This window comes from Bifidobacterium asteroides (assembly GCF_048001765.1).
GTDB lineage: Bacteria > Actinomycetota > Actinomycetes > Actinomycetales > Bifidobacteriaceae > Bombiscardovia > Bombiscardovia asteroides_K.
In genome coordinates this window covers 1,479,674-1,498,165 of the sequence record NZ_CP181447.1, presented here as the reverse complement: position 1 = coordinate 1,498,165, position 18,492 = coordinate 1,479,674, and the positions used below count along the sequence as shown (strand labels likewise).

Genomic DNA, 18,492 nt, shown 5'->3' with positions numbered 1-18,492 from the left:
TTCAATCTAAGCCTCCAAGTGGTTCACTTTTGACGAGCTCATGATCAATGGCTTGGTTCTTTGGATGATGATTCTACCTATGTCAATCTGACATTCATGGGCATATTAAATGTCAGATCCCTTATTTCGCCATATCTATTAAGCATGATTATACATTAAATATAGGTATTTGATATGAATCAACCATTGATGTTTACTGTTTTTAGTTTCAGCACATGGGCGTCATCGCTCTAGTGAATTCCATCTAATTGCTTGCTGCTTTGACGAAAGGAACAGTTAATGACTTCCAGTTCATTTCAAATCAATACAAATAGATCTGAATCTGGAGTTCAAATTAAGGGGAAGTCGCAGGTCTCTGGGGTGAGAGAGTCAAATGAAGTGGAAGCAGAACTCGGCCCGCGTCTTAAAACAGTGCAAAGACGATTGACGGGTGAACGCGCGGCTTTCTTCTGCAAACATCATGATTTTGACTCGGTCACCTTTGCGGATGGGGAATCCCCGCTCAAGCATGCCAGTGATATACGTCTTAACCAAAGCGGTTTTCAGTGGAAGTATCCGCTATGGTATTGCAAAGATATTTCCTTGAAGGATTGCAGGCTGTTCACCATGGCCAGAGCTGGAATCTGGTATACACAAAACATAAGCCTTGAGGACACCACTATTCAGGCCCCCAAAACTTTCAGGCGCTCCAGCGGCATAGTAATGAGGGATGTAACCATGCCTAATGCGGATGAGACCCTATGGAATTGTAGCGACATCGATATGGAGCACGTCAGCGCGCAAGGCGATTATTTTGCCATGAACAGCCACGGCATCAGAGCACGCGATTTCAGCTTGGATGGCAATTATTCCTTTGATGGTGCCAGTGACATAAATATTGACCATGCCCGAATACTGTCCAAGGACGCATTCTGGAATTCGGAGAATGTAACGGTCCGGAATTCGACCATCTCAGGGGAATACCTGGGTTGGAACTCTAAAAACCTGACTTTTGAGAATTGCCAGATCGAAAGCCTGCAGGGCATGTGCTACATAGATAACCTTGTTCTGCGCAACTGCCGTCTGATCAACACAACCCTGGCTTTCGAGTATTCAAATGTGGATGTGGAAGCCAGGGGTTATGTAGACAGCATACTCAATCCGCAGTTTGGAACCATTCGGGCGGATGGATTCGGCAAGATTGCTCTGGAGCCTGAGCGAGTCGATCCTGAGAAAACCATCATTGAAGAAAATTCTGCGACTTCGCGTACGCGGTAATTGCGTCGGAAGCCGTTGTCCTATCAGGAGTAATAATGATCAGCTTGCTGACAGGTCTCGCAATCGGACTGGTTTTTGGAATGCCTGTTGGAGCTGCAGGAATTATGAGCATGCAGAGGACCCTGTCTGCAGGGCCTGCAGCTGGTTTCATCACCGGCATGGGGTCATCCGTGGCAGTGTGCTTGTATGGTGCTTTCGGATTTTTTGGCCCCAGCTTGCTTTCTCAGACTTTCCTCAGTTATCAAAAGCCGATTGTATTCGCGGGAGCCATACTGGCTGTGGCGATCGGGGTCCTCAGACTTTACGACTTCCTTAAGCCAGAAAGGCCTGCCGAACGAGCTGATTGCCAAAAAAGCGATGTTCGCCTTGCGGGGGACGAAATAGCATCTGGTAGTTGTGAGCAGCTTATATATTCGCAATCGCAGCTGTTCATGACACCTAATATCGGTAACCGATATAATCTAATTTCTTTCGCTTTGGGTCTGGCTACAGGTGTTACCAATCCAGTTTCAATGCTTGGACTGTCGCTCTCTCGCTCTGTTCTCAATGCTGACTGGAATCAGAACTCTTGTTCGGGTATATGGATCATAATTGGCATATTTGCAGGGATGATGACTTGGTGGTTCCTCTTGACTGCCATGGTGGAGGTATTACAAAAGAAGACACAGCCACGCATCGTAATTTGGTTCGATTTGGCTGGCAACCTGCTCCTTATCATATTCGGAATCTCGGTCTTCATCTTCAACTTGTGAGCTGTGCTGCTCTTTAGATAAGAGGGTATTTCTGACGTATCAAACCAACGCATCGCATGTTGTTGTCGATGTATTTCGTCTGAATATTCGCCTCACCCTTGGGGAGGAAAGCGTTGTGCAGGTTCGCGACAGAGGATTGGTTCCTTATACTGTGTGATGGGGATTATGCCCATGTCAGGCCTCCTGCTCGTGCAGCGCCTCCCGAGCGGCCAGCATAACTTCGGACTGGTCCTGGTGATCGATCCACCATGATGCGGATGCTTGGGCCTTGATCCAGGCGACGGTGCGGGCAAATGCTTTCTGCTCTTCGGTGGTCCCGAGCCCGGCCCGGCGGTCGTGTTCTTTCTGTGCCTCGTCCAGCCTCTCCAGCACCTTCAGCAACACCACCATCTTCTCGCGTATATCGGCGGCGCGGACCACCTGCTCGTCACTGCCTTCAAGCGCGGGCAGGCCATCGTGCTCCTGACGGGCCTTCGCCAACCGGCAGGCTGGGCAGTCGATGGTTCCATACCAGGCGATCTTCTTCTTACGCTTCCCGAACCAGTTGATGCCCTTGATCTGCACCGTGTCCGTGTGTCCACATCTGTAGGTGATGCCGCAGAGTGCCATCTTGTCCTCCCTGGCTGCGTGTACCTCCTGCTGATGCCTATATTACATCTCTAACGATGTGATGCAGGATGGGGATACTCGGACGAGTCGCACTGGGGCGGCGACCTCCCGGCCCTGTTCATATCATCATATGAGTCCGGTCTATCATCCATGTATGGCCTATATTCCTGATGACATTTCCCAGATCCCCGACAACCATCCCGGCTATGTGCCCGCGTCAGAAGATTCGCGGAAGTGGCTGACCATCCTCCTTCACAAGCTTCTCGACCAGGTCATCGACCAGTAGCAGCAGGCCGGCCTCAGCCGGCAGGACCATGAGCACTCCGCAAGTATTCATCAGCAGATCAGGGCAGATTTGGCCGCTATCTGGTACGGGGCCATCGAAAGGACCGTCAGGGAGATCGAGCGTAGGCATAGGGCGGGTCGCTATATTTTTCCCGATTTTGGCACACAAATGGCGCACAAGATTCGACCATAAGCAGGAATCACATATATGATAAAACCCTGTTTCCCAATCGGGAGTAGGGGTTCGAGCTGGGGTGGCTAACGCGGCTCGAACGCGCGACCTCCTGAACCACAATTATGTGCTAGGCTATCCGGCAGAACCCATCCGAATGCAGGAATGGCGGAATATCAGCGTTTGCCGGGCTACTGCAATGCTCTAGATATGCTATAGCGCTGGCTTAGGATGGGTTACACATGGGTCACACATTTCTGGTCAGGAGGCATCATGCCCAAGCAGCGGGCCACAGGAGCGGCCAAGCCATACACGTACTGGCACACCTACAAGGTCAAAGACAAGGACGGCAGGATGGTCACCAAGCGCACCCAACGGTGGATGGCCAGGGTTGACCTCGGCTATGACGCGTCGGGCCGGCGCATCCGCAAGACCCTCACAGGCAAGACCAGCGCCGACGTAAAGGAAAAACTCACGAAAGCACGGAAGAAGCTTGCCGACTCCGGCTATGTGGACAACGACGATGTTAGGCTCGGCGACTACGCCCGCCAGTGGCTCGAACACAAGACGCACGAGGCCGACCCGAAGACCATAGAGATGTACCGGACCATCGTCGACCGCCATCTCGCACGGTACTCCGGAACCAAGCTGACCAAGATCGTGCCCAGCACCGTGCGCACCATCCTTGAGGATGCCCAGGCATACGACCACAAAGGCAAGCCCAAAGGGCCAGCAGGGGTCAGCCTCAAACGTCAGATACGCACCTGCCTGAACCAGATCATGCAGGCCGCATGGGCGGACAGGCTCATCCCCTCCAATCCTGTCCAGGCTGTCAAAACTCCGAGCCGGAAGGATCAGGGGGAGGGCCGTAGCGCTTTCAGCGTGCCCGAGCTGCGCGCCATGCTCGAGGTCGCATCCCAGAAGCCCGTGGACGAGGGGGCCGTCTGGTGGTGGCGGATGCTGACAGGGATGCGGCAGGGCGAGATACTCGGCGCGACCTGGGACAGCCTCGACCTGCGCCGCGGCGTATACACGGTGGACTGGAAGCTGCAGACCGTCACCAAAGTCCACGGATGCGGCGATCCAAAGAATGGCATCTACCCATGCAAGAAGAAGAAGCCGTCCCTATGCCCGGACGCGCAGTGGCTCACCCCGGACGGGTACGACATGAAGCCCCTTTGCGGACCCTACGCGCTGACCAGGCCCAAATCGCGCACCGGCAGGATCGTGCCCATCGTGCCGCCGCTCGCGGAGGTCATGCGCCGATACCGGAAAGCAGTGAAAAACCGACCAGACCCATACGGACTCATCTTCGCGCGCGAGGACGGCACCCCCATAGGCAAGAAACAGGACAACGCAGCTTTCCGCAAGCTCATGGAGGAAGCCCGCGTCGACCCTCAAGGGCACACCGGGCATGAGACCAGGTACAGCGCTGTCACCCTCCTGGCCAGCCAGGGCGTGGACCTGCAGCTCATCCAGGAGATCGTCGGCCACTCCAGCGAGGCCATGACCATGCACTACCGCACCGCAGGCCTAGAGGAACGCAAGCAGGCCATGCTCAAAATAGACAGCGCGCTAGGCATCGAGTGAATTCATTTCATCCTGATTGTTCGATTTCCGTCCAATTTATGAGTAGTCTCTTTTTCCAGGATGCATATTTGTTTTATTTTGAAAGGTAAGCGGCTATGCGTAAGAAAAAAGATGAAGAACAAACAGACGATAAAACGATAAGTATAAATGTCCTAGAAAATTATGCAAAAAGTAAACTGGATGGTGGATACTATAGCACGAAAAGAAAGAGACAATGTATTGGTTCCTGTGTCATTCTGGTTGTGCTTTACTGCGTACTGCTTTTACTAGACTTTTGCTTCCCAAAGATATTTTTGGCTTTTCAACCGTTTATGAAGCTCTTGGCGCCAACGGCCGCTGCAGTCAGTGGAGTGTTTGATTGGGAGATAAGAAATATGAATAATACTCTTGATGTTATGCTTTCCAAAGATGCGGCTGATGCCATAAAGAAAACTGATGTATATAAGGATAAACTTAGCTTTAGCGAATTGATGAGGGCTCTGCTTGTTGTTGTTGCGTTCATGCTAGCTGTACTCGGATTGGTATAAGTGTATCCACAACCGTCATGATTAAATACTATTAAGTATTTAGTTGAGAACTGTCTTCATAGCATCTCTTGAACCACGGTCGGTATTTAAACTAATTAGCCCTTAAAGGTTTCTGCCGTTCAAAAGGGTATCCGAAGCCTCCCCGAAGTGGAGCCGGACATCCTGTTTACTTGAACAGGTCCCAGATGCTGAACGTTGTCTTCCGGTAGATCTTGTTGTAGGCGGCTTTCCTGGGGTTCCGTATCCACCCCATGCCCTTCCTCCCGTAGCCGGGGATGAGGGCCTTCTTCGCCTGCCTCTTCCACTTGCCCGTGGTTCGCGCCTTGAGGGAGCGCCTGGGACTGGGCGTGCGCATACCGAACTTCATTACTGTCACTTCTCTTGGTCTTCTATGGTAAGCATGACATTTTGCCCGGTAGAAGATATGCCTATGCTGTATCCATTCTTTTCCAAATACCCGCTGCCGTTTTCTTGCACCTGGTCGTTCAGCTCGTCAGCGGTAACGCCGATGGTTTTTGTGATGCATGAAAGGCCCGGCAAAGGCTCCGGGCTTGAGCTCGACTCCAATTCAGATATGTACAGTATGCTGTTCTCTTTTTTGTTGTACTGGATGGCATCGGATGCTTTGCTGCATTCGGCGTTGAGCCGCTGTACTGCATCGGAGCTCTGTCCTCCGCATGCAGCGAGCGAGACTAATGCGCATACCGCCAGGAGCAGCGAGGCCAATTTCTTGACCATGTGATTCCTTTCGTCTTCTGTGACTACCAGCAGACTACCAGTTGTTCTGTACGGTGGTCATGCTTGTTGGGATCAGCTCTGTACTTTGCAGCGCATCACGCTCGAATCGAGTATGCGCTGGTAGTCCTGGATGATCTGGAGGGTGACGTCGAGTTCGCAGGCGATCTGGTAGGGGTCGCCTTCGTACATGGCTTCCGCCGTCTGGTATTCGAGTGGGTTGATGAGCTTCAGCGCGGTTTCGCGTCGCGTCCTACGTTCCAGACGTGCTCCGAATATGCCGTTCCTGGTGGCGTCGGCATGCTGCCAGTGGATGAGCTCGTGGACGAGGGTGCAGCGTTTCTGGCAGTAGATGAGCTGCCTGTCGATGAGGATGGTCCTGGTGGCTTCATCGTAGAAGCCGGTCATGCCTGCCGGCAGGAGCGCGCTGCCGATAGTGACGTTCAGAGTGTCGGCGTAGCGGCGCATCTGCCCGTACGTCATCGTCGACGTCAGACCGTCCAGGAGCCTTGGATCCTTATCTGCCATCGCCGCCTTCTGCCTCCTTCTCCTTGTTGGGATCCTTCATGGCCGCCAGGGACTGGTCGCCGGCCTTGACCTTGTCCAGCACGTAGGCCACCTTCTCATCCTCGGGAAGCTGGGAGAGGTCCAAATGTGTCTTCTTAAGTGTATCGGCTCTTTCGGCTGCGTTGCTGAGGATAAGGAATGGGTCGACGCCCATGGCCTTGGCCAACGCATCGATGTCCTCGGTGGTGAAGCTGGTATCCCCGCGCATCTTCCTGAAGAATGTGGATCTCCTGATGCCGGAGCGTCGGATGAGCTCCTGGGTCGTCATGCCCACTTCCTGCCGAGTGGACTCAATAGTTTTGATTGCTTGGTCAGTGAACGTGTCTCTCTTTTTCATAGTCCTTATAGTAACCAATTTTGGCACTTTTTACAATAAGTCCCGCTTTGAGTTGACAGATAGTCCCAAATATGGCACTATCAAGGTGTGCCAGAAATGAGACTTAAGCAATCCTCCACCCGGATCATCCGGGCAGTGAGGGCGGAAGCGGCCCGTTGCGGGTACAGCGGCAAGGACGTAGCAAAAGCATTGGGCAGGGACCCGAAATATGTATACGAGCGGTTCAGGTTTCAGAGGCCATTCTCAACCGAGGATCTGAATCAGGTGGCTGAATGGCTTGGTATTACCTTTGACGATTTGATTAAATCAGCGGAATTCGATGCCTCCATGCATAGGCAAGATCTGTCTGACAACCGGCTGGCGGCGTGACATGTGGCACAAGTTGAGGACGTTGTGGTTTCTTTACCATGCTTTGCGCTGGAATGATTCGCTGGCGTGGGCGATGTTGACCTTGATGATGGGGTTTGGTGTCTATCGGGGTCTATCCCCGGACAAAGCCCGTCATGTGGTCATGGATCTGTGCGACGAGAGCCCGTTCCTGGATGGTCTGACCGTGGGCAGGGTGTTGCGAGAACTCCAGATGGCTGAGCCGCATGTCCGGCACCCGTGGTTGCTTCGTCGCCTGGAACGGAGCATGTCAGATATGCAGGATGGCGCGGACCAGCATGGGGAGGGTGCCGCTGATGAGGCCTGCCATGGCTGATACGAGGATGTTTTTCCAGTTGGTTTCCCACCGGTTGCGCCTGTCGGACTCCTCCTTTGCGTCAATGGGTTCGACCATCGGAATGGTGCGATGGCGTTGGATGGGGCCAATGGGCTTTGCTTGGCGGTCGCATGCGGCCATGATGATCATCCCCAGCTGTTTGTCCTGCGTTCCGGTGATCTCGGTATGTGCTTTTTCGAAGCGGGTTTTGGATGCGAACGTAATGGTGAGGTGCTCGGGACTGGAAGCATGCTGTGTCGTGTGGCCTGAGAAATCGATCTGCAGTCGAGTTCTAGACCCTGGCGCGGCGTTGATAAATCTTTCGAGCTGTTCGTGCTCGGTAAGGTGCTCTTCAAATGTGGAGTTGATGAGCACTGTGTATTGTGGCTGGCCTTGTCCATGTGCCACTTCGTCGACGAAGGCTTTGAGCGATTCCGCATTGGTGAAGAAGAGCGGCTTGGTCGAAACGCAGGGTGTCCGGTGCCCGTATTCGTCGATGTATGGCAGCACCCATGAGGACCCTCTGATTTTGGCTATCTGCCGGTTGAGGTGCGCCAGCCGCCATCTTTTGATGGCCTGTCTCGCCTTAGTGAGCATGATCCGCATCTTTCCATATAAGAAGAATGCCGCAGCTGCAACTGCGGCGATGACAAAGAAAGTAGGTAAATATCCAATGTCAACTGACATTATACAGCCCTTTGATTTTAAGGGTCATCAAGTAAGAACGCTGACTTTTGAGACGGGGCAGACCTGGTGGGTGCTCAAGGACGTGTGTGATGCGCTTGAACTCACCAACCCAAGCAGGGTGGCGCAGCGTCTGGACTCCGACGAGGTGACCAAGTTTGACCCTAAGGCTGGGTTAGGGTCACGCAGCAACGAGCCGGTCAACATCGTCAACGAGTCCGGCCTGTACAAGATTGTGCTCCGCTCGGACAAACCGCAGGCCAGGGAGTTCCAGCGCTGGGTGACGCATGAGGTGCTGCCTTCCGTCCGCCGGCATGGTGCGTACATGTCTGAAGATGTGGTCGAGCACACCCTATCTGACCCCGATTATCTGATCCGTCTGGCTAACGAGATCAAGAAGGAACGAGCGGCAAGGGCCGTGGCCGAGCAGAAAGTAGGTGAATTGCAGCCCAAGGCCAAAGCGCTGGACCTGCTGGCTGATGCTTCGGGCTCCTATTCGGTTGCCGAGGCGGCGAAGATGCTCAGCGGCGCGGGCTGCGCGATGCGCGTCAGGGACCTGGCCGACTGGCTGTCCTCGAACGGCTGGGTGTACCGGCGTGACGGGCATTGGGTCGCCTCGCAGGAGCGGGTGAATGCTGGCCATCTGATGATGCGCTCCTATGAGAGCACCGGCCGGCTCAAGGATGGCTCATCGTTTGCTTTCGCCCCTCAGGTGAGGGTGACCGCCAAAGGTTTGAGCCTGATCGCCAGGCATGTCAGCCAGGACCGGCTCGACGCCGTCCGAAGCAAGGATCTGAGGAGGGCCGCATGAACAAGGCACTCTTGCGTGAGGACGAGGCCCAAGAGTATGTGGGAGGACTCCCGGAACGCACTTTCGACAAGTATTTCGGCGACCATGTGATCCGTCTGGGCAAGCGCAACTACTACAGGCCAAAAGACCTTGACGATGTTGTAGCGAGCCTTGTATATGGCTCTCAGCCGGAGGCTGGCAAATGAGCAGGGAAGAGCTGGCCCAGCTGGAGCTGGAGCGCCTTGACCCGGCTACTCGCGCCCTCTACGGACTGGGGGGTGGGTCTGATGGCTCTGATCACACCCCATGAGATCCGAACCAGACTGCTTACCACGCGCGGCTGGCTCCACCAGGGTTATGACGCTGACGAGGTGGATGACCTGCTGGATGATGCGGCGGACAGTTTGGAGCAGGTGAGCCTGTGGGCGCTGATCACCCACTCCAGGATGCACGCCCTGCAGGCCGGACATCAGCACCGTCGGCGCTCGCTGAAGAGACGTCGGAAAGCAATCAGAAACACTCGTAAAGGGAAGACAAATGAGTGAGAAACCATGGTATGAGGGCATCGCCCGCAATGAGATAGAGGGTAAGCATGTGCGGGCTGTCATGGACAGCGGCACAGTGATCGAGGGCCGTCTGGCATTTTGGGGTAAATGGCTGGTCACGGCCGGGAGTCCAAGTGAAGGAAACTATGTTCTGAGGGGCATTGGAGAAAGCCGATGGCTGCTGACGGAAAACGTGGAGAGCTTGGAACTGGTGTGGGATGAGCACGACTGGGGGCTGATAGATGTCAAGGACCTGCATCATGGCGACGCTGTAGTGGCCAATGGCCGACTGTATAAGGTATCAGCCATCATGCCGGGCTCGTTTTACTCGCAGGTCCTCACGGATACTCCTTTAGGGCAGTGCATCCCCGTGTACCTCGTGTCCTGCGCCCTCCGTCGCAAGGTGAACGTGCCTGTAAAACCCGGCTTTTATCAGGATAGATTGGGCAAGTTTTGGGCTAGGTCCGTGAAGTCGACAGACGATGGGCCCTGGTGGTCTTTGGAGCTTGATTCCCTCGGTCAGCCAGCCAAGAGCGATAAGGATATGGCCAATCTCATGCCCCTGACCCCTGCGCATTTTGCGGTCGGGGAGGACGAGGAGAGCGACGACGCCGGTCCGTTTGAGGGTCTGATCCAGTATTTGATGCCGAAGACTTCCATCGCTGGCGGATCGACAGCGAGTACGGGGAGATGAACGCATGAGATGGCTGTTCGCGGCCGCCGTCTGCGGCACGATGGGCTTGTTCAGCACCATCTGGACGCTCGTATACCCGCAGCTTGGCCTGGTCGACCTGGCCGCCCTGGCCGGCTGGGGCTGGTGCATGGGGAAGGAAGACCGCTCATGAGCATGAGCCATGTGCACGGATACACCACGCATGTCCCGGAGGAGGGTTGGCGCTTCGGCTGTGACCATACGGGCTGCGACCGTCATATCACCATCCACGCGGACGGGCACGTCTTCGATGGGGCCACCGACGAGGAGGACCACCTGGTCTGCGGGTTCGACGACGCCAGGACGGCCTTCGACCTGGGCGCCACCCACTACGGGTGGACGCGCGACACCCGGCTGCACCCACACTGCTACTGCCCCGAACACAGCAAGGAGGCCCGGCCATGAGCCTGCCCACCAGCCCCGGCTGCCAATGCCAATACTGCACGCACACCACCACAGGCGTATGCGACCAGTGCCATTCCTCATCCTGCGCCCGCGCCCGGTGGCACGGGTTCATGTGCAACCAAGAGGCCGAGGACAGACACGCAATCACCCGGCTCCACCAGGTGAAGGGCGATACCGGAAATTCCAGATCCCATAGGAGGAAGTGACATGGCTGGAGACACGTATCTGACGGTGGTGGGCAATTTGACGGCCGACCCGGTGCTGCGCACCACGTCCAACGGAAGCACGGTGGCGAACCTGACCATCGCATCCACGCCCAGACAGTACGACCGGAACACGAGCCAGTGGGTGGACGGGGAGGCGCTGTTCATGCGCTGCTCGGCCTGGGACTCCACCTACAGCCCCATGGCTTCGAACATCCAGGCCAGCCTGGCCAAGGGGATGCGGGTGATCGCCCACGGCAGGCTGGTGCAACGCTCCTACCAGGACAGGGACGGCAACAACCGGAGCGTGATGGAGCTGCACCTTGACGAGATCGGGCCCGCCTTGTCCCGGAACACCGCCCAGGTGACCAAGAACCCCACCAGCAACAGCAACGGCAACGGCGGACGGCAGGCGCAGGGTTCGACCCTGCCACCGCAGGATCCATGGGGAGGAGCAGGCAATGACGAGCCTGAATTCTGACCAGTCAGGGTCGCGTAAGGAGACGACGGCGATGCTCGGCCGGCTGGTCGAACACCGGCTCAAGTCCAGGCATTACTACTGGGCTTCCGAGGTGAGCTTCGACAAGGGCACACCCCAGGAGCGGCGCATCGACTACGTGGGCTTCAAACCCTTCACCCCCAACTACGCGGTGGAGCCGACCAGCGTCGAAAAAGGCATCTTCGTCTGCTACGAGGTCAAAAGCTGCATGGCCGACTTCACGTCGGGCAACGGCTTGACCTTCTACGGGGATGTCAACTACCTGGCCTGCCCCCTCAGCCTGTACGAGCAGCTGAAGGAGCAGGAGATCATGCTCGAAGCGGTCAACGCCGTCCTATGCCCGTCACGCTCCGGTCTCAGCCTCATCCCGCACCCGGCCTTCGGCTACGACCCCCAGAGACAGTCATACAGGAAGCGCGTGGCCAGCGAAATGCTCTGGCAGATCGTACAGGCCAACCACGAGAGGGAGCAGTCATGAGCAGGCAGAAAGACAAGGGCACCAGATACGAGACCGCCGTCCTGGACTATCTGCGCGCCCGTATCGGCGACCCGGAGGGCATGATCCACAGGGAGGCCCTCCACGGCAACGCGGACGAAGGCGACATCAAAGGCCTGTACATCCACACCAGAAGCCTGATCCTCGAATGCAAGAACAAGAAACGCTTCGCGCTCGCGGACTGGATGGACCAGGCCAGGCAGGAGGCCGCGAACGCCGGAGCCGACTACGGGATGGTGGTCTTCCACCGTCCCGGCATGGGCGCCACGCATATGGGCGACCAGTACGTGCTCATGGACCTGGACACCCTCGCCCGGCTCGCAGGAGCACCCGACGAGGAGGCTAGCCATGAGTGAGCCGTACTATCAGGATGGATCGGTGTGCCTGTGGCTTGGTGACGCGCTCCGTGTGATGGAGGACATGCCGGAGTCGAGCGTGGACTGCGTGGTCACCTCGCCGCCCTACTACGGTCTGCGCGACTACGGAGTGGACGGCCAGATCGGCCTGGAGGACACTCCGGACGAGTATGTGGACCGTCTGGCGGCTGTCATCCACGAGGCTGCCCGGGTGCTCAAGGATGATGGGACGCTCTGGCTTAATTTGGCCGACTCCTATGCCGGCTCGGGAAAGGGCCGCAGGGCCGACGGCACGCGGGGGACGGCGACCGGCAAGCAGGCCTCCGACAGGGGAGCATGCTCCGGACGACTCAACCACCCATGCCGGACGGTCCGGCGCAAGAGCCTGCTGGGCATCCCCTGGCGGGTGGCTTTCCGCCTGCAGGACGACGGATGGATCCTGCGCAACGACATCATCTGGCATAAGCGCAACTCCATGCCTTCCAGTGCCTCTGACCGGCTCACGGTCAAGCATGAGGACATTTTCCTCTTGACCAGGAGCGAGCATTACCGGTTCGGCCTTGATGCCATCAAGGTGCCTGCCACGGTGCAGTCCGAGGCCGCCCTGTCCTGGGACAGGGACAGCGACGAGCCGCGACGGCCGGGCCAGGCGTACAGCCAGCACCGGCACGGGAGGAAAGAGCAGCACGGCCCCGCACTTTCGACAGCCAATCCGGGCGACGTGTGGGACATCCCCAACCAGCCTTTTGCAGGCGCACATTTCGCCGTCTTCCCGGAGCGGCTACCGGCCACCTGCATCAAGGCTGGATGCCGTCCCGGGGGCGTGGTCATGGATCCGTTCAGCGGGTCGGGGACGACCGGCCTGGCGGCTCTCAAGGCCGGCTGCCGGTACGTGGGCATCGACATCAGCCGCGACTACCTGGACCTGAGCCTGCACACCAGGCTCGCACAGGGGACCCTGGAGGCGGTGTCATGAGGTACGTGAGCGTTTTCAGCGGCATCGAGGCGGCATCCGTGGCCTGGGAGCCTTTGGGCTGGGAGCCGATCGCTTTCAGCGAGATAGAGGCCTTCCCATCGGCTGTCCTCAAACACAGGTATCCGCAAGTGCCGAATTACGGTGACATCACCAGGATTGATTGGAGTCAGCATAGTGAGTGCGTATCAGCCGACGTTCTGGTCGGAGGCAGCCCCTGCCAGTCTTTCAGTGTCGCAGGGAGTCGGACCGGGCTTAATGGGGCAAGCGGCCTCATGTGGGAGTATGTGCGCGCAGTACGCGAGCTCATGCCTCGCTGGCTTGTCTGGGAGAACGTCCCGGGAGCGTTATCAAGCTCGCACGGGGAGGATTTCGCCTGCCTGCTCAGAGCCCTGGATGGGCTCGGGTATGGTCTGGCATGGAGAATTTTGGACGCGCAGTACTACGGAGTGGCCCAGCGACGCCGCCGTGTGTTCCTTGTCGGCAGTCTTGGAAACACACGTTGCTGCGACGTACTCTTTGAGCCCGACTGCCTGCGCTGGGATCATCCGACGAGCCGAGAAAAGAGGCAGGCCCTTACCCGGCAGGCTCAAGGCGGCGCTGGAGGCGCAGATGATGGCGGAGGCTGCCTGACCCCATGGGATACGCAGTCACGTCGCATCTACCGGCCTGACGGTGCTTGGCCGACCCTGGACACCAGGGCGCGCTCAGGTGGCGACGGCAGGGCCGTGGCCTTGGACTACCATCCGCAGGATTCGCGCATCAGGTATGCCGATGAGGATGTGAGCCAGACACTGTCAGCACGCATGGGCACCGGCGGCAACAACGTGCCCCTCGTGCAGGAGGCCAAAGCCGTGGCTTTCCTCCCCAACGCAGGACACAAAGCAGGGTCGATAGCGGTCAGCGAGGAGCTGAGCCCCACGCTCAAGACCGACCATAATCCGGCCGTCTACGAGATCGCAGGCAATGCGATCGGCCGCGTGAGCAAAATCAACGGCGGCCACCACTTGGGCGTGTGCAATCCGGATGAGGATGGCGCATACACGCTGACCACCTCCGACCGGCATGCCGTTGCTATAGCTCCCGTTTGTGCAACGGACAGCAGATCCAACTCGGCAGTCGAGGAGGATCTCACGCCCACGCTGACCGCCCATGAGGGCAAGAGCGCCAGCTACGTGTTCTCCGGGCAGAACTCCGCGCGGGCCGGCCTGAGCCTTGACGCTGAAACCAGCCCGACACTCTCCACCACCAAGCAGCCGAGCGTGTCAGCCCAAAACGTGGTGCGTCGTCTCACGCCCACGGAGTGCGAGCGGCTGCAGGGCTTCCCGGACGGGTGGACCGACGTGCCCTACCGGGGCAAGGAGCATGCGCCCGACAGCCCACGCTACAAGGCCCTCGGCAACTCGATGGCCGTGCCGGTCATGGCCTGGATCGGCCGACGCATCCAGCAGACGGAGGAGGGCTGCCATGAGCACGGATGATCTGCAGGCCTTGGCTCTGCTGGCGGTGTCTGTCCTGCTTGCCTGGATGGGAGGGCATCATGACGTGGCTTGATGAGCGGACCCTGATGATCGCCAGGACGCTGCGTGAGCCGACCTTCAGCAGGGGCGAGTATGAGCGTCGCCTGCGCTGGGTCAAATCCAGGCGCAAAGTGTGGCCGTCCAGGGATTACCTGCTTGGCCGGCGTGAGGAGAGCAAGCCCATGATCCGTGTGCCCGACTGTCGGCGTCCCATCACGGATCTGACCGGCAGGGGGTTCGGCAGGCTGACCGTGCTCGGGTATGCGGGCAAGCGTGGCGGGGTGATCGTGTGGTCCTGCCGGTGCGACTGCGGACGGACAGGAGTCTACTCCGGCAGCAACCTGCGCAACGGGCACGCCTGGTCCTGCGGCTTCCATCGAGGCAGGAAGGGAGGAAGTGGCCATGGCCGGTAGACGCGGATACGCGAAGCTGAAGAACGACTTCTATCTGAACGGGAAGATCCGTGAACTGCGGGCCTGCTGCCCGTCAGCTGTGGGGGCGTTCGTTTTCGCCATCGCCTACTGCTCGGACAATCTGACCGACGGGCGGATCCCCGGCCGGGACCTGCGCTACGTGCTGGGGGTCACGGACGAGGAGATCGACGCGATGTGCGCGGTCGACCTGCTGGAGCGCGACGGGGACAGCGGGTATGTGATCCACGACTACACGGAGCACAACTGCCGGCGTGACCAGGTGGAGAAGAAACGCGAAAGGAACGCCGAAGACTACCGGAAACGCAAGCACAGCCACCATTCAGACAGCAAGGATGAAGATTCAGACGACTTTCAGACGGATGAATTCGACCTGAGTCGGACAAAACACAAGAACACAAGAACACAAGAAGATTTATCTAACGATAAATCCCCCTACAGCCCCCCAACGGGGGGCGAGGGCGACGACGAGCCCGAATACCGGCAGCCCTCCTCGCAACCCACCCGCGAGTACGAGCAGATCATGAGCATCTACCCGAACCACGACAACCCCGACGACGGCCGCCGAGAGCTCAAGCGCGTCCTGCACCGGAAGAGCCCGCACACCAGCTTCGCGGCCCTCCTCAACGGGGCGCAGATCCTCGCCAACGAAGGCCGTGACCCCCAGTACGTGCCCACCCTGGGCAACTGGCTGCGCAACGGAGGCTGGAAGAACAAACCCAAACCGCGAGCGCGCCAGCCTGACCTCAGTGTGAGCCGGTCGCAGCAGAACCTGGAATGGAACGCAACGCTCGTCAACAGCTACGCGCAGGAGGAAGACCAGCAGTCGAGAAAGGAGATAGCCGCATGATGACCCTCAAGGAAAGCACCCTGGTGCTGGTGAAGATCCGTGCCCACCACGGCAACGCGCCCATCACCGACCTGGAAGCCCGAACCTTCCACGAGGAACTGCTCAAGGACGCGACCCTGCCGGACGCGCTGGAAGCCGTCAGACGCTTCTACTCGGCCAACGACACGGGCCGGTGGATGCTCAGCGGCGATGTGAACGCCGGCATCCGCGCCATCCAGACAGCCCGCATCCCCGACGAAGCGACAATCGGACAGCTCATGGACCAGGCGGGCATCAGATCGGAGCAGGCTCTTGCATATCGGCAAAAGCTCATCAGGGAAGCAAAGCAGGGCATGCCCATCCAGCAGGCGCACGCACTAGCCGTGGAAGCCGCGCACAGGCAGGCCATCGAAGCGCCCAAGCCGGCCAAGCCACGCCCGAAGCGTTATCACTTCGCGGGCCACGGGCAGTCGCAGATCGGGGCCATGAGCCTCAAAGACACCCTAGGAGGAGCAGCATGAGCAAGAGGAGAACGAAAATGACGATGCCGATCGACACGCTGGCTGATGCGATGGACTGGTCGCAGTGTGACATGTGGGTCAGAGAAGATTACACACGGTCGCTGGATGTATCGTCGCTGGCCCTGGTGGATATCGCGGTCAGCCTGAGAGCCCTGTCAGGCAGGCCGCCGGTCACGGATACGCCCATGCAGCAGCGCATACGCGAAGCCATCGACAAGGGCGAGGATCCTCGGGAGGCAGGGTTGCCGCCCGCAACTCGATACATCGAAGCGTTTAAACGGGCCTACAAGCCCCGTTCAGCCGCCGACCCTAGTCCGAGTGCGGGCAGAACGGGAAAACGGCAGGAGGACGGCAAAGAATCAGTTTCAGAGCATAGTGGGGTGGAATCATGAGCGACGTGAAAGAGGAGGGTCATGCCCTCAAATGCGACTGGACCGGCTGCGGACACGAATCACAGGACGAAGAAACCTGGGCGTGCAGAGACCGGTATGAAGCGATCAGGTGGTGGGCCTACACACCAAACGAAGGGTACAAGCCGCAGTGGTGCACCGCGACAGAGGGGTTTTGGCTGCACGATCCGCAGACCGGGAAAGACTACTGCCCGAAACACTGGCACGAAGACCGGCAGTGGCATCCGAAGCCCGGCATACCGGTGCACAGGGTGCCAGGCCCAGCAGCAGAGGAGGAATCATGAGCGACCTGATAAGACACAGCCATACGGCACGATGCGACTGGCCCGGATGCGGAGTACTGGGCAGTGACGACGAATGGAGTGGCTGGCCCAGCTACAAGGATGCCATCGAAGTACTGGAAGACCTGGACAATGGCGATGAATGGTACCACGATGCGGAAAACCGGAAAGACTACTGCGGCAGACACTGGCATTGGGAGGACGACGAACCAGTCCCAGGACCCGACCCGGAAGATTCAAAAAAATTAGAGGAGCAAGCATGAGAATCATCAAATACCGGCCCAAATATTGGATGATCGTCCTGTATGCAGTGACGGCGGTTCTGGATGGTATCTGCGCCGGATTGACAATCGCATCGCACGAATGGGTGGCGGCGGTCGTCAGCCTGGTTCTGGCAATCAACATGGGCATGAACATACTGGTATGCCTCGCGGACTGTTATGTCACCACCACCGGGATGCCGCTAAATGTCGGTCCGGACATGAAAGCCACCACGCTCAGGGAGGAAGCATGAGCACAACAACGCAGGACATAGGACAGATCAGCGACGGCTACCACACGTTCGACGAGCTGTACCGGTACCGGATGCTCTACCATGCCTGGGCCGTCAAAGCCTGGCGGCAGGCAGGATGGCCGGTCGTCAAGTCGCACCGGCACCACGACGGGGAGCAGTGCTTCGGCGGCGGATGGTTCATCGTCAGCGCCCAGCTTCCATCCGGGCAGGTAAGCAACCACTACGAAAACAAGTACTGGGACCTGTTCGACTGCCCGGAGGTCGAAATGGCCCCCGAATGGGACGGGCACACGCCTGACGTGGCCGCCGACCGGATTGAAAGTGCTCTCAAGAGCCCAACGCGGATATGTCCACAGGAGAGATCATGAACAACACGAAGCAGGAAACTGCGTCGACACACAAACGTGGGCAAGAGGTCGTCTGCGCCTGGCCTGGATGCGAAAGCCGGATGAGCCTGGATGCGCAGCAGCTGCTTGAGCAATACGTGAGATCCAAGCCCACCAAAGATGCGATGTTCGTTCTGGGAAATCACCCGGACACGGACTGGCTGTTCGTGTACGGGAAAGGCTGCTTCTGCGAGCGTCACTGGTTCCTGGACCCGGACGACGATCACTGTGAATTGGGACCAAGGGAGGAGTCATGAACAGCCCGAGTGTAGAAATCTGCCTGTGTCTAGTGCTCTTGGCGCTGACGGTGATTGGTCTGGCATCCGCCCAGGCATGCCGGCAACATGGGTGGGACATACTCAGCGTTGGCCTGACGGTACTTAGCGCAGTGTGCGGAGGCACT

At 58.1% G+C, this 18,492-nt stretch carries 32 protein-coding genes; 25 read left to right on the top strand and 7 right to left on the bottom strand.

Translation table 11 applies throughout. The features are described from left to right. The first annotated feature begins 279 nt into the window (after positions 1-279). Both ACNAOV_RS06070 and ACNAOV_RS06065 read left to right on the top strand, forming a co-directional pair. Complete coding sequence (locus ACNAOV_RS06070) at positions 280-1,257, top strand: DUF3737 family protein (protein WP_416517020.1); 978 nt, start codon at positions 280-282, stop codon at positions 1,255-1,257. 35 nt (positions 1,258-1,292) lie between these two features. Continuing rightward, positions 1,293-2,009 (top strand): LysE family transporter, encoded by a 717-nt coding sequence (locus ACNAOV_RS06065; protein ID WP_416517019.1) that lies wholly within the window; start codon positions 1,293-1,295, stop codon positions 2,007-2,009. A gap of 174 nt (positions 2,010-2,183) precedes the next feature. Here ACNAOV_RS06065 and ACNAOV_RS06060 read toward each other — a convergent pair whose 3' ends face one another. Next, positions 2,184-2,618, bottom strand: coding sequence for a hypothetical protein (locus ACNAOV_RS06060; RefSeq protein ID WP_416517018.1), 435 nt, complete (start codon positions 2,616-2,618; stop codon positions 2,184-2,186). A 217-nt stretch (positions 2,619-2,835) separates the two neighbouring features. Then, positions 2,836-3,033 carry a hypothetical protein gene (locus ACNAOV_RS06055; RefSeq protein ID WP_416517017.1) on the bottom strand — a complete coding sequence of 66 codons (198 nt, stop codon included), beginning with the start codon at positions 3,031-3,033 and terminating at the stop codon, positions 2,836-2,838. A gap of 315 nt (positions 3,034-3,348) precedes the next feature. Between ACNAOV_RS06055 and ACNAOV_RS06050 the strand changes: the two genes are divergently transcribed. Both ACNAOV_RS06050 and ACNAOV_RS06045 read left to right on the top strand, forming a co-directional pair. Next, positions 3,349-4,665, top strand: a complete 1,317-nt coding sequence (locus tag ACNAOV_RS06050) for a tyrosine-type recombinase/integrase (RefSeq protein ID WP_416517016.1) — start codon at positions 3,349-3,351, stop codon at positions 4,663-4,665. A 95-nt stretch (positions 4,666-4,760) separates the two neighbouring features. Further along, entirely contained in the window at positions 4,761-5,192 is a 432-nt protein-coding gene (locus ACNAOV_RS06045; RefSeq protein ID WP_416517015.1) for a hypothetical protein, read from the top strand. 166 nt (positions 5,193-5,358) lie between these two features. Here ACNAOV_RS06045 and ACNAOV_RS06040 read toward each other — a convergent pair whose 3' ends face one another. From ACNAOV_RS06040 to ACNAOV_RS06025, 4 genes are all read right to left on the bottom strand, one after another. Further along, positions 5,359-5,559, bottom strand: a complete 201-nt coding sequence (locus tag ACNAOV_RS06040) for a hypothetical protein (protein ID WP_416518164.1) — start codon at positions 5,557-5,559, stop codon at positions 5,359-5,361. Between the two features lie 5 nt (positions 5,560-5,564). After that, positions 5,565-5,930 carry a hypothetical protein gene (locus ACNAOV_RS06035; protein WP_416517014.1) on the bottom strand — a complete coding sequence of 122 codons (366 nt, stop codon included), beginning with the start codon at positions 5,928-5,930 and terminating at the stop codon, positions 5,565-5,567. A gap of 72 nt (positions 5,931-6,002) precedes the next feature. After that, entirely contained in the window at positions 6,003-6,455 is a 453-nt protein-coding gene (locus ACNAOV_RS06030; protein WP_416517013.1) for a hypothetical protein, read from the bottom strand. Beyond that, positions 6,445-6,762, bottom strand: coding sequence for a helix-turn-helix domain-containing protein (locus tag ACNAOV_RS06025; RefSeq protein WP_416517012.1), 318 nt, complete (start codon positions 6,760-6,762; stop codon positions 6,445-6,447). Before ACNAOV_RS06025 ends, ACNAOV_RS06030 begins: the two co-directional genes overlap by 11 nt. 165 nt (positions 6,763-6,927) lie before the next feature. Between ACNAOV_RS06025 and ACNAOV_RS06020 the strand changes: the two genes are divergently transcribed. After that, complete coding sequence (locus tag ACNAOV_RS06020; RefSeq protein WP_416517011.1) at positions 6,928-7,200, top strand: hypothetical protein; 273 nt, start codon at positions 6,928-6,930, stop codon at positions 7,198-7,200. A 268-nt stretch (positions 7,201-7,468) separates the two neighbouring features. Here ACNAOV_RS06020 and ACNAOV_RS06015 read toward each other — a convergent pair whose 3' ends face one another. Continuing rightward, positions 7,469-8,221 carry a hypothetical protein gene (locus tag ACNAOV_RS06015; protein WP_416517010.1) on the bottom strand — a complete coding sequence of 251 codons (753 nt, stop codon included), beginning with the start codon at positions 8,219-8,221 and terminating at the stop codon, positions 7,469-7,471. Between ACNAOV_RS06015 and ACNAOV_RS06010 the strand changes: the two genes are divergently transcribed. From ACNAOV_RS06010 to ACNAOV_RS05915, 20 genes are all read left to right on the top strand, one after another. Next, positions 8,208-9,029, top strand: coding sequence for a phage antirepressor (locus ACNAOV_RS06010; protein ID WP_416517009.1), 822 nt, complete (start codon positions 8,208-8,210; stop codon positions 9,027-9,029). The two genes, ACNAOV_RS06015 and ACNAOV_RS06010, sit on opposite strands and share 14 nt — an antisense overlap. Further along, positions 9,026-9,214 carry a hypothetical protein gene (locus tag ACNAOV_RS06005; RefSeq protein WP_416517008.1) on the top strand — a complete coding sequence of 63 codons (189 nt, stop codon included), beginning with the start codon at positions 9,026-9,028 and terminating at the stop codon, positions 9,212-9,214. The genes ACNAOV_RS06010 and ACNAOV_RS06005 overlap by 4 nt, the downstream gene beginning before the upstream one ends. An 81-nt stretch (positions 9,215-9,295) precedes the next feature. Beyond that, positions 9,296-9,553 (top strand): DivIVA domain-containing protein, encoded by a 258-nt coding sequence (locus tag ACNAOV_RS06000; RefSeq protein ID WP_416517007.1) that lies wholly within the window; start codon positions 9,296-9,298, stop codon positions 9,551-9,553. Continuing rightward, a complete protein-coding gene (locus ACNAOV_RS05995) occupies positions 9,546-10,247 on the top strand; it encodes a hypothetical protein (RefSeq protein ID WP_416517006.1) in 702 nt (233 codons plus the stop codon). Before ACNAOV_RS06000 ends, ACNAOV_RS05995 begins: the two co-directional genes overlap by 8 nt. A 4-nt stretch (positions 10,248-10,251) precedes the next feature. Next, positions 10,252-10,398, top strand: coding sequence for a hypothetical protein (locus tag ACNAOV_RS05990; protein WP_416517005.1), 147 nt, complete (start codon positions 10,252-10,254; stop codon positions 10,396-10,398). Further along, a complete protein-coding gene (locus tag ACNAOV_RS05985; RefSeq protein ID WP_416517004.1) occupies positions 10,395-10,670 on the top strand; it encodes a hypothetical protein in 276 nt (91 codons plus the stop codon). Before ACNAOV_RS05990 ends, ACNAOV_RS05985 begins: the two co-directional genes overlap by 4 nt. Positions 10,671-10,877: 207 nt before the next feature. After that, positions 10,878-11,354, top strand: a complete 477-nt coding sequence (locus ACNAOV_RS05980; RefSeq protein WP_416517003.1) for a single-stranded DNA-binding protein — start codon at positions 10,878-10,880, stop codon at positions 11,352-11,354. Next, positions 11,335-11,850: a hypothetical protein gene (locus tag ACNAOV_RS05975; protein ID WP_416517002.1), complete on the top strand. Its 516-nt coding sequence runs from the start codon at positions 11,335-11,337 to the stop codon at positions 11,848-11,850. Before ACNAOV_RS05980 ends, ACNAOV_RS05975 begins: the two co-directional genes overlap by 20 nt. After that, the gene (locus ACNAOV_RS05970; RefSeq protein ID WP_416517001.1) at positions 11,847-12,224 is read left to right on the top strand and encodes a hypothetical protein; all 378 of its coding nucleotides are present in this window, start codon (positions 11,847-11,849) and stop codon (positions 12,222-12,224) included. Before ACNAOV_RS05975 ends, ACNAOV_RS05970 begins: the two co-directional genes overlap by 4 nt. Continuing rightward, positions 12,217-13,200, top strand: a complete 984-nt coding sequence (locus ACNAOV_RS05965) for a DNA-methyltransferase (RefSeq protein WP_416517000.1) — start codon at positions 12,217-12,219, stop codon at positions 13,198-13,200. The genes ACNAOV_RS05970 and ACNAOV_RS05965 overlap by 8 nt, the downstream gene beginning before the upstream one ends. Then, positions 13,197-14,678 carry a DNA (cytosine-5-)-methyltransferase gene (dcm, locus tag ACNAOV_RS05960; protein ID WP_416516999.1) on the top strand — a complete coding sequence of 494 codons (1,482 nt, stop codon included), beginning with the start codon at positions 13,197-13,199 and terminating at the stop codon, positions 14,676-14,678. The genes ACNAOV_RS05965 and dcm overlap by 4 nt, the downstream gene beginning before the upstream one ends. 59 nt (positions 14,679-14,737) lie before the next feature. After that, positions 14,738-15,130, top strand: a complete 393-nt coding sequence (locus tag ACNAOV_RS05955; RefSeq protein WP_416516998.1) for a hypothetical protein — start codon at positions 14,738-14,740, stop codon at positions 15,128-15,130. Continuing rightward, positions 15,120-15,998, top strand: a complete 879-nt coding sequence (locus tag ACNAOV_RS05950; RefSeq protein WP_416516997.1) for a hypothetical protein — start codon at positions 15,120-15,122, stop codon at positions 15,996-15,998. The genes ACNAOV_RS05955 and ACNAOV_RS05950 overlap by 11 nt, the downstream gene beginning before the upstream one ends. After that, on the top strand, positions 15,995-16,498 hold the full coding sequence (locus ACNAOV_RS05945; protein ID WP_416516996.1) for a hypothetical protein: 504 nt from the start codon (positions 15,995-15,997) through the stop codon (positions 16,496-16,498). The genes ACNAOV_RS05950 and ACNAOV_RS05945 overlap by 4 nt, the downstream gene beginning before the upstream one ends. Then, entirely contained in the window at positions 16,495-16,890 is a 396-nt protein-coding gene (locus ACNAOV_RS05940) for a hypothetical protein (RefSeq protein WP_416516995.1), read from the top strand. The genes ACNAOV_RS05945 and ACNAOV_RS05940 overlap by 4 nt, the downstream gene beginning before the upstream one ends. Beyond that, positions 16,887-17,192, top strand: a complete 306-nt coding sequence (locus tag ACNAOV_RS05935; protein WP_416516994.1) for a hypothetical protein — start codon at positions 16,887-16,889, stop codon at positions 17,190-17,192. The genes ACNAOV_RS05940 and ACNAOV_RS05935 overlap by 4 nt, the downstream gene beginning before the upstream one ends. Then, positions 17,189-17,452: a hypothetical protein gene (locus ACNAOV_RS05930; RefSeq protein ID WP_416516993.1), complete on the top strand. Its 264-nt coding sequence runs from the start codon at positions 17,189-17,191 to the stop codon at positions 17,450-17,452. Before ACNAOV_RS05935 ends, ACNAOV_RS05930 begins: the two co-directional genes overlap by 4 nt. Continuing rightward, the gene (locus ACNAOV_RS05925) at positions 17,449-17,703 is read left to right on the top strand and encodes a hypothetical protein (RefSeq protein WP_416516992.1); all 255 of its coding nucleotides are present in this window, start codon (positions 17,449-17,451) and stop codon (positions 17,701-17,703) included. Before ACNAOV_RS05930 ends, ACNAOV_RS05925 begins: the two co-directional genes overlap by 4 nt. After that, positions 17,700-18,071, top strand: coding sequence for a hypothetical protein (locus ACNAOV_RS05920; RefSeq protein WP_416516991.1), 372 nt, complete (start codon positions 17,700-17,702; stop codon positions 18,069-18,071). The genes ACNAOV_RS05925 and ACNAOV_RS05920 overlap by 4 nt, the downstream gene beginning before the upstream one ends. Next, the gene (locus tag ACNAOV_RS05915; protein ID WP_416516990.1) at positions 18,068-18,346 is read left to right on the top strand and encodes a hypothetical protein; all 279 of its coding nucleotides are present in this window, start codon (positions 18,068-18,070) and stop codon (positions 18,344-18,346) included. The genes ACNAOV_RS05920 and ACNAOV_RS05915 overlap by 4 nt, the downstream gene beginning before the upstream one ends. Positions 18,347-18,492: the final 146 nt, after the last annotated feature.

Coding starts and splice junctions, on each gene's coding strand:
- ACNAOV_RS06070 (WP_416517020.1), top strand. CDS start 280: ATGACTTCCAGTTCATTTCAAATCAATACAAATAGATCTGAATCTGGA.
- ACNAOV_RS06065 (WP_416517019.1), top strand. CDS start 1,293: ATGATCAGCTTGCTGACAGGTCTCGCAATCGGACTGGTTTTTGGAATG.
- ACNAOV_RS06060 (WP_416517018.1), bottom strand. CDS start 2,618: ATGGCACTCTGCGGCATCACCTACAGATGTGGACACACGGACACGGTG.
- ACNAOV_RS06055 (WP_416517017.1), bottom strand. CDS start 3,033: ATGCCTACGCTCGATCTCCCTGACGGTCCTTTCGATGGCCCCGTACCA.
- ACNAOV_RS06050 (WP_416517016.1), top strand. CDS start 3,349: ATGCCCAAGCAGCGGGCCACAGGAGCGGCCAAGCCATACACGTACTGG.
- ACNAOV_RS06045 (WP_416517015.1), top strand. CDS start 4,761: ATGCGTAAGAAAAAAGATGAAGAACAAACAGACGATAAAACGATAAGT.
- ACNAOV_RS06040 (WP_416518164.1), bottom strand. CDS start 5,559: ATGAAGTTCGGTATGCGCACGCCCAGTCCCAGGCGCTCCCTCAAGGCG.
- ACNAOV_RS06035 (WP_416517014.1), bottom strand. CDS start 5,930: ATGGTCAAGAAATTGGCCTCGCTGCTCCTGGCGGTATGCGCATTAGTC.
- ACNAOV_RS06030 (WP_416517013.1), bottom strand. CDS start 6,455: ATGGCAGATAAGGATCCAAGGCTCCTGGACGGTCTGACGTCGACGATG.
- ACNAOV_RS06025 (WP_416517012.1), bottom strand. CDS start 6,762: ATGACGACCCAGGAGCTCATCCGACGCTCCGGCATCAGGAGATCCACA.
- ACNAOV_RS06020 (WP_416517011.1), top strand. CDS start 6,928: ATGAGACTTAAGCAATCCTCCACCCGGATCATCCGGGCAGTGAGGGCG.
- ACNAOV_RS06010 (WP_416517009.1), top strand. CDS start 8,208: ATGTCAACTGACATTATACAGCCCTTTGATTTTAAGGGTCATCAAGTA.
- ACNAOV_RS06015 (WP_416517010.1), bottom strand. CDS start 8,221: ATGTCAGTTGACATTGGATATTTACCTACTTTCTTTGTCATCGCCGCA.
- ACNAOV_RS06005 (WP_416517008.1), top strand. CDS start 9,026: ATGAACAAGGCACTCTTGCGTGAGGACGAGGCCCAAGAGTATGTGGGA.
- ACNAOV_RS06000 (WP_416517007.1), top strand. CDS start 9,296: ATGGCTCTGATCACACCCCATGAGATCCGAACCAGACTGCTTACCACG.
- ACNAOV_RS05995 (WP_416517006.1), top strand. CDS start 9,546: ATGAGTGAGAAACCATGGTATGAGGGCATCGCCCGCAATGAGATAGAG.
- ACNAOV_RS05990 (WP_416517005.1), top strand. CDS start 10,252: ATGAGATGGCTGTTCGCGGCCGCCGTCTGCGGCACGATGGGCTTGTTC.
- ACNAOV_RS05985 (WP_416517004.1), top strand. CDS start 10,395: ATGAGCATGAGCCATGTGCACGGATACACCACGCATGTCCCGGAGGAG.
- ACNAOV_RS05980 (WP_416517003.1), top strand. CDS start 10,878: ATGGCTGGAGACACGTATCTGACGGTGGTGGGCAATTTGACGGCCGAC.
- ACNAOV_RS05975 (WP_416517002.1), top strand. CDS start 11,335: ATGACGAGCCTGAATTCTGACCAGTCAGGGTCGCGTAAGGAGACGACG.
- ACNAOV_RS05970 (WP_416517001.1), top strand. CDS start 11,847: ATGAGCAGGCAGAAAGACAAGGGCACCAGATACGAGACCGCCGTCCTG.
- ACNAOV_RS05965 (WP_416517000.1), top strand. CDS start 12,217: ATGAGTGAGCCGTACTATCAGGATGGATCGGTGTGCCTGTGGCTTGGT.
- dcm (WP_416516999.1), top strand. CDS start 13,197: ATGAGGTACGTGAGCGTTTTCAGCGGCATCGAGGCGGCATCCGTGGCC.
- ACNAOV_RS05955 (WP_416516998.1), top strand. CDS start 14,738: ATGACGTGGCTTGATGAGCGGACCCTGATGATCGCCAGGACGCTGCGT.
- ACNAOV_RS05950 (WP_416516997.1), top strand. CDS start 15,120: ATGGCCGGTAGACGCGGATACGCGAAGCTGAAGAACGACTTCTATCTG.
- ACNAOV_RS05945 (WP_416516996.1), top strand. CDS start 15,995: ATGATGACCCTCAAGGAAAGCACCCTGGTGCTGGTGAAGATCCGTGCC.
- ACNAOV_RS05940 (WP_416516995.1), top strand. CDS start 16,495: ATGAGCAAGAGGAGAACGAAAATGACGATGCCGATCGACACGCTGGCT.
- ACNAOV_RS05935 (WP_416516994.1), top strand. CDS start 16,887: ATGAGCGACGTGAAAGAGGAGGGTCATGCCCTCAAATGCGACTGGACC.
- ACNAOV_RS05930 (WP_416516993.1), top strand. CDS start 17,189: ATGAGCGACCTGATAAGACACAGCCATACGGCACGATGCGACTGGCCC.
- ACNAOV_RS05925 (WP_416516992.1), top strand. CDS start 17,449: ATGAGAATCATCAAATACCGGCCCAAATATTGGATGATCGTCCTGTAT.
- ACNAOV_RS05920 (WP_416516991.1), top strand. CDS start 17,700: ATGAGCACAACAACGCAGGACATAGGACAGATCAGCGACGGCTACCAC.
- ACNAOV_RS05915 (WP_416516990.1), top strand. CDS start 18,068: ATGAACAACACGAAGCAGGAAACTGCGTCGACACACAAACGTGGGCAA.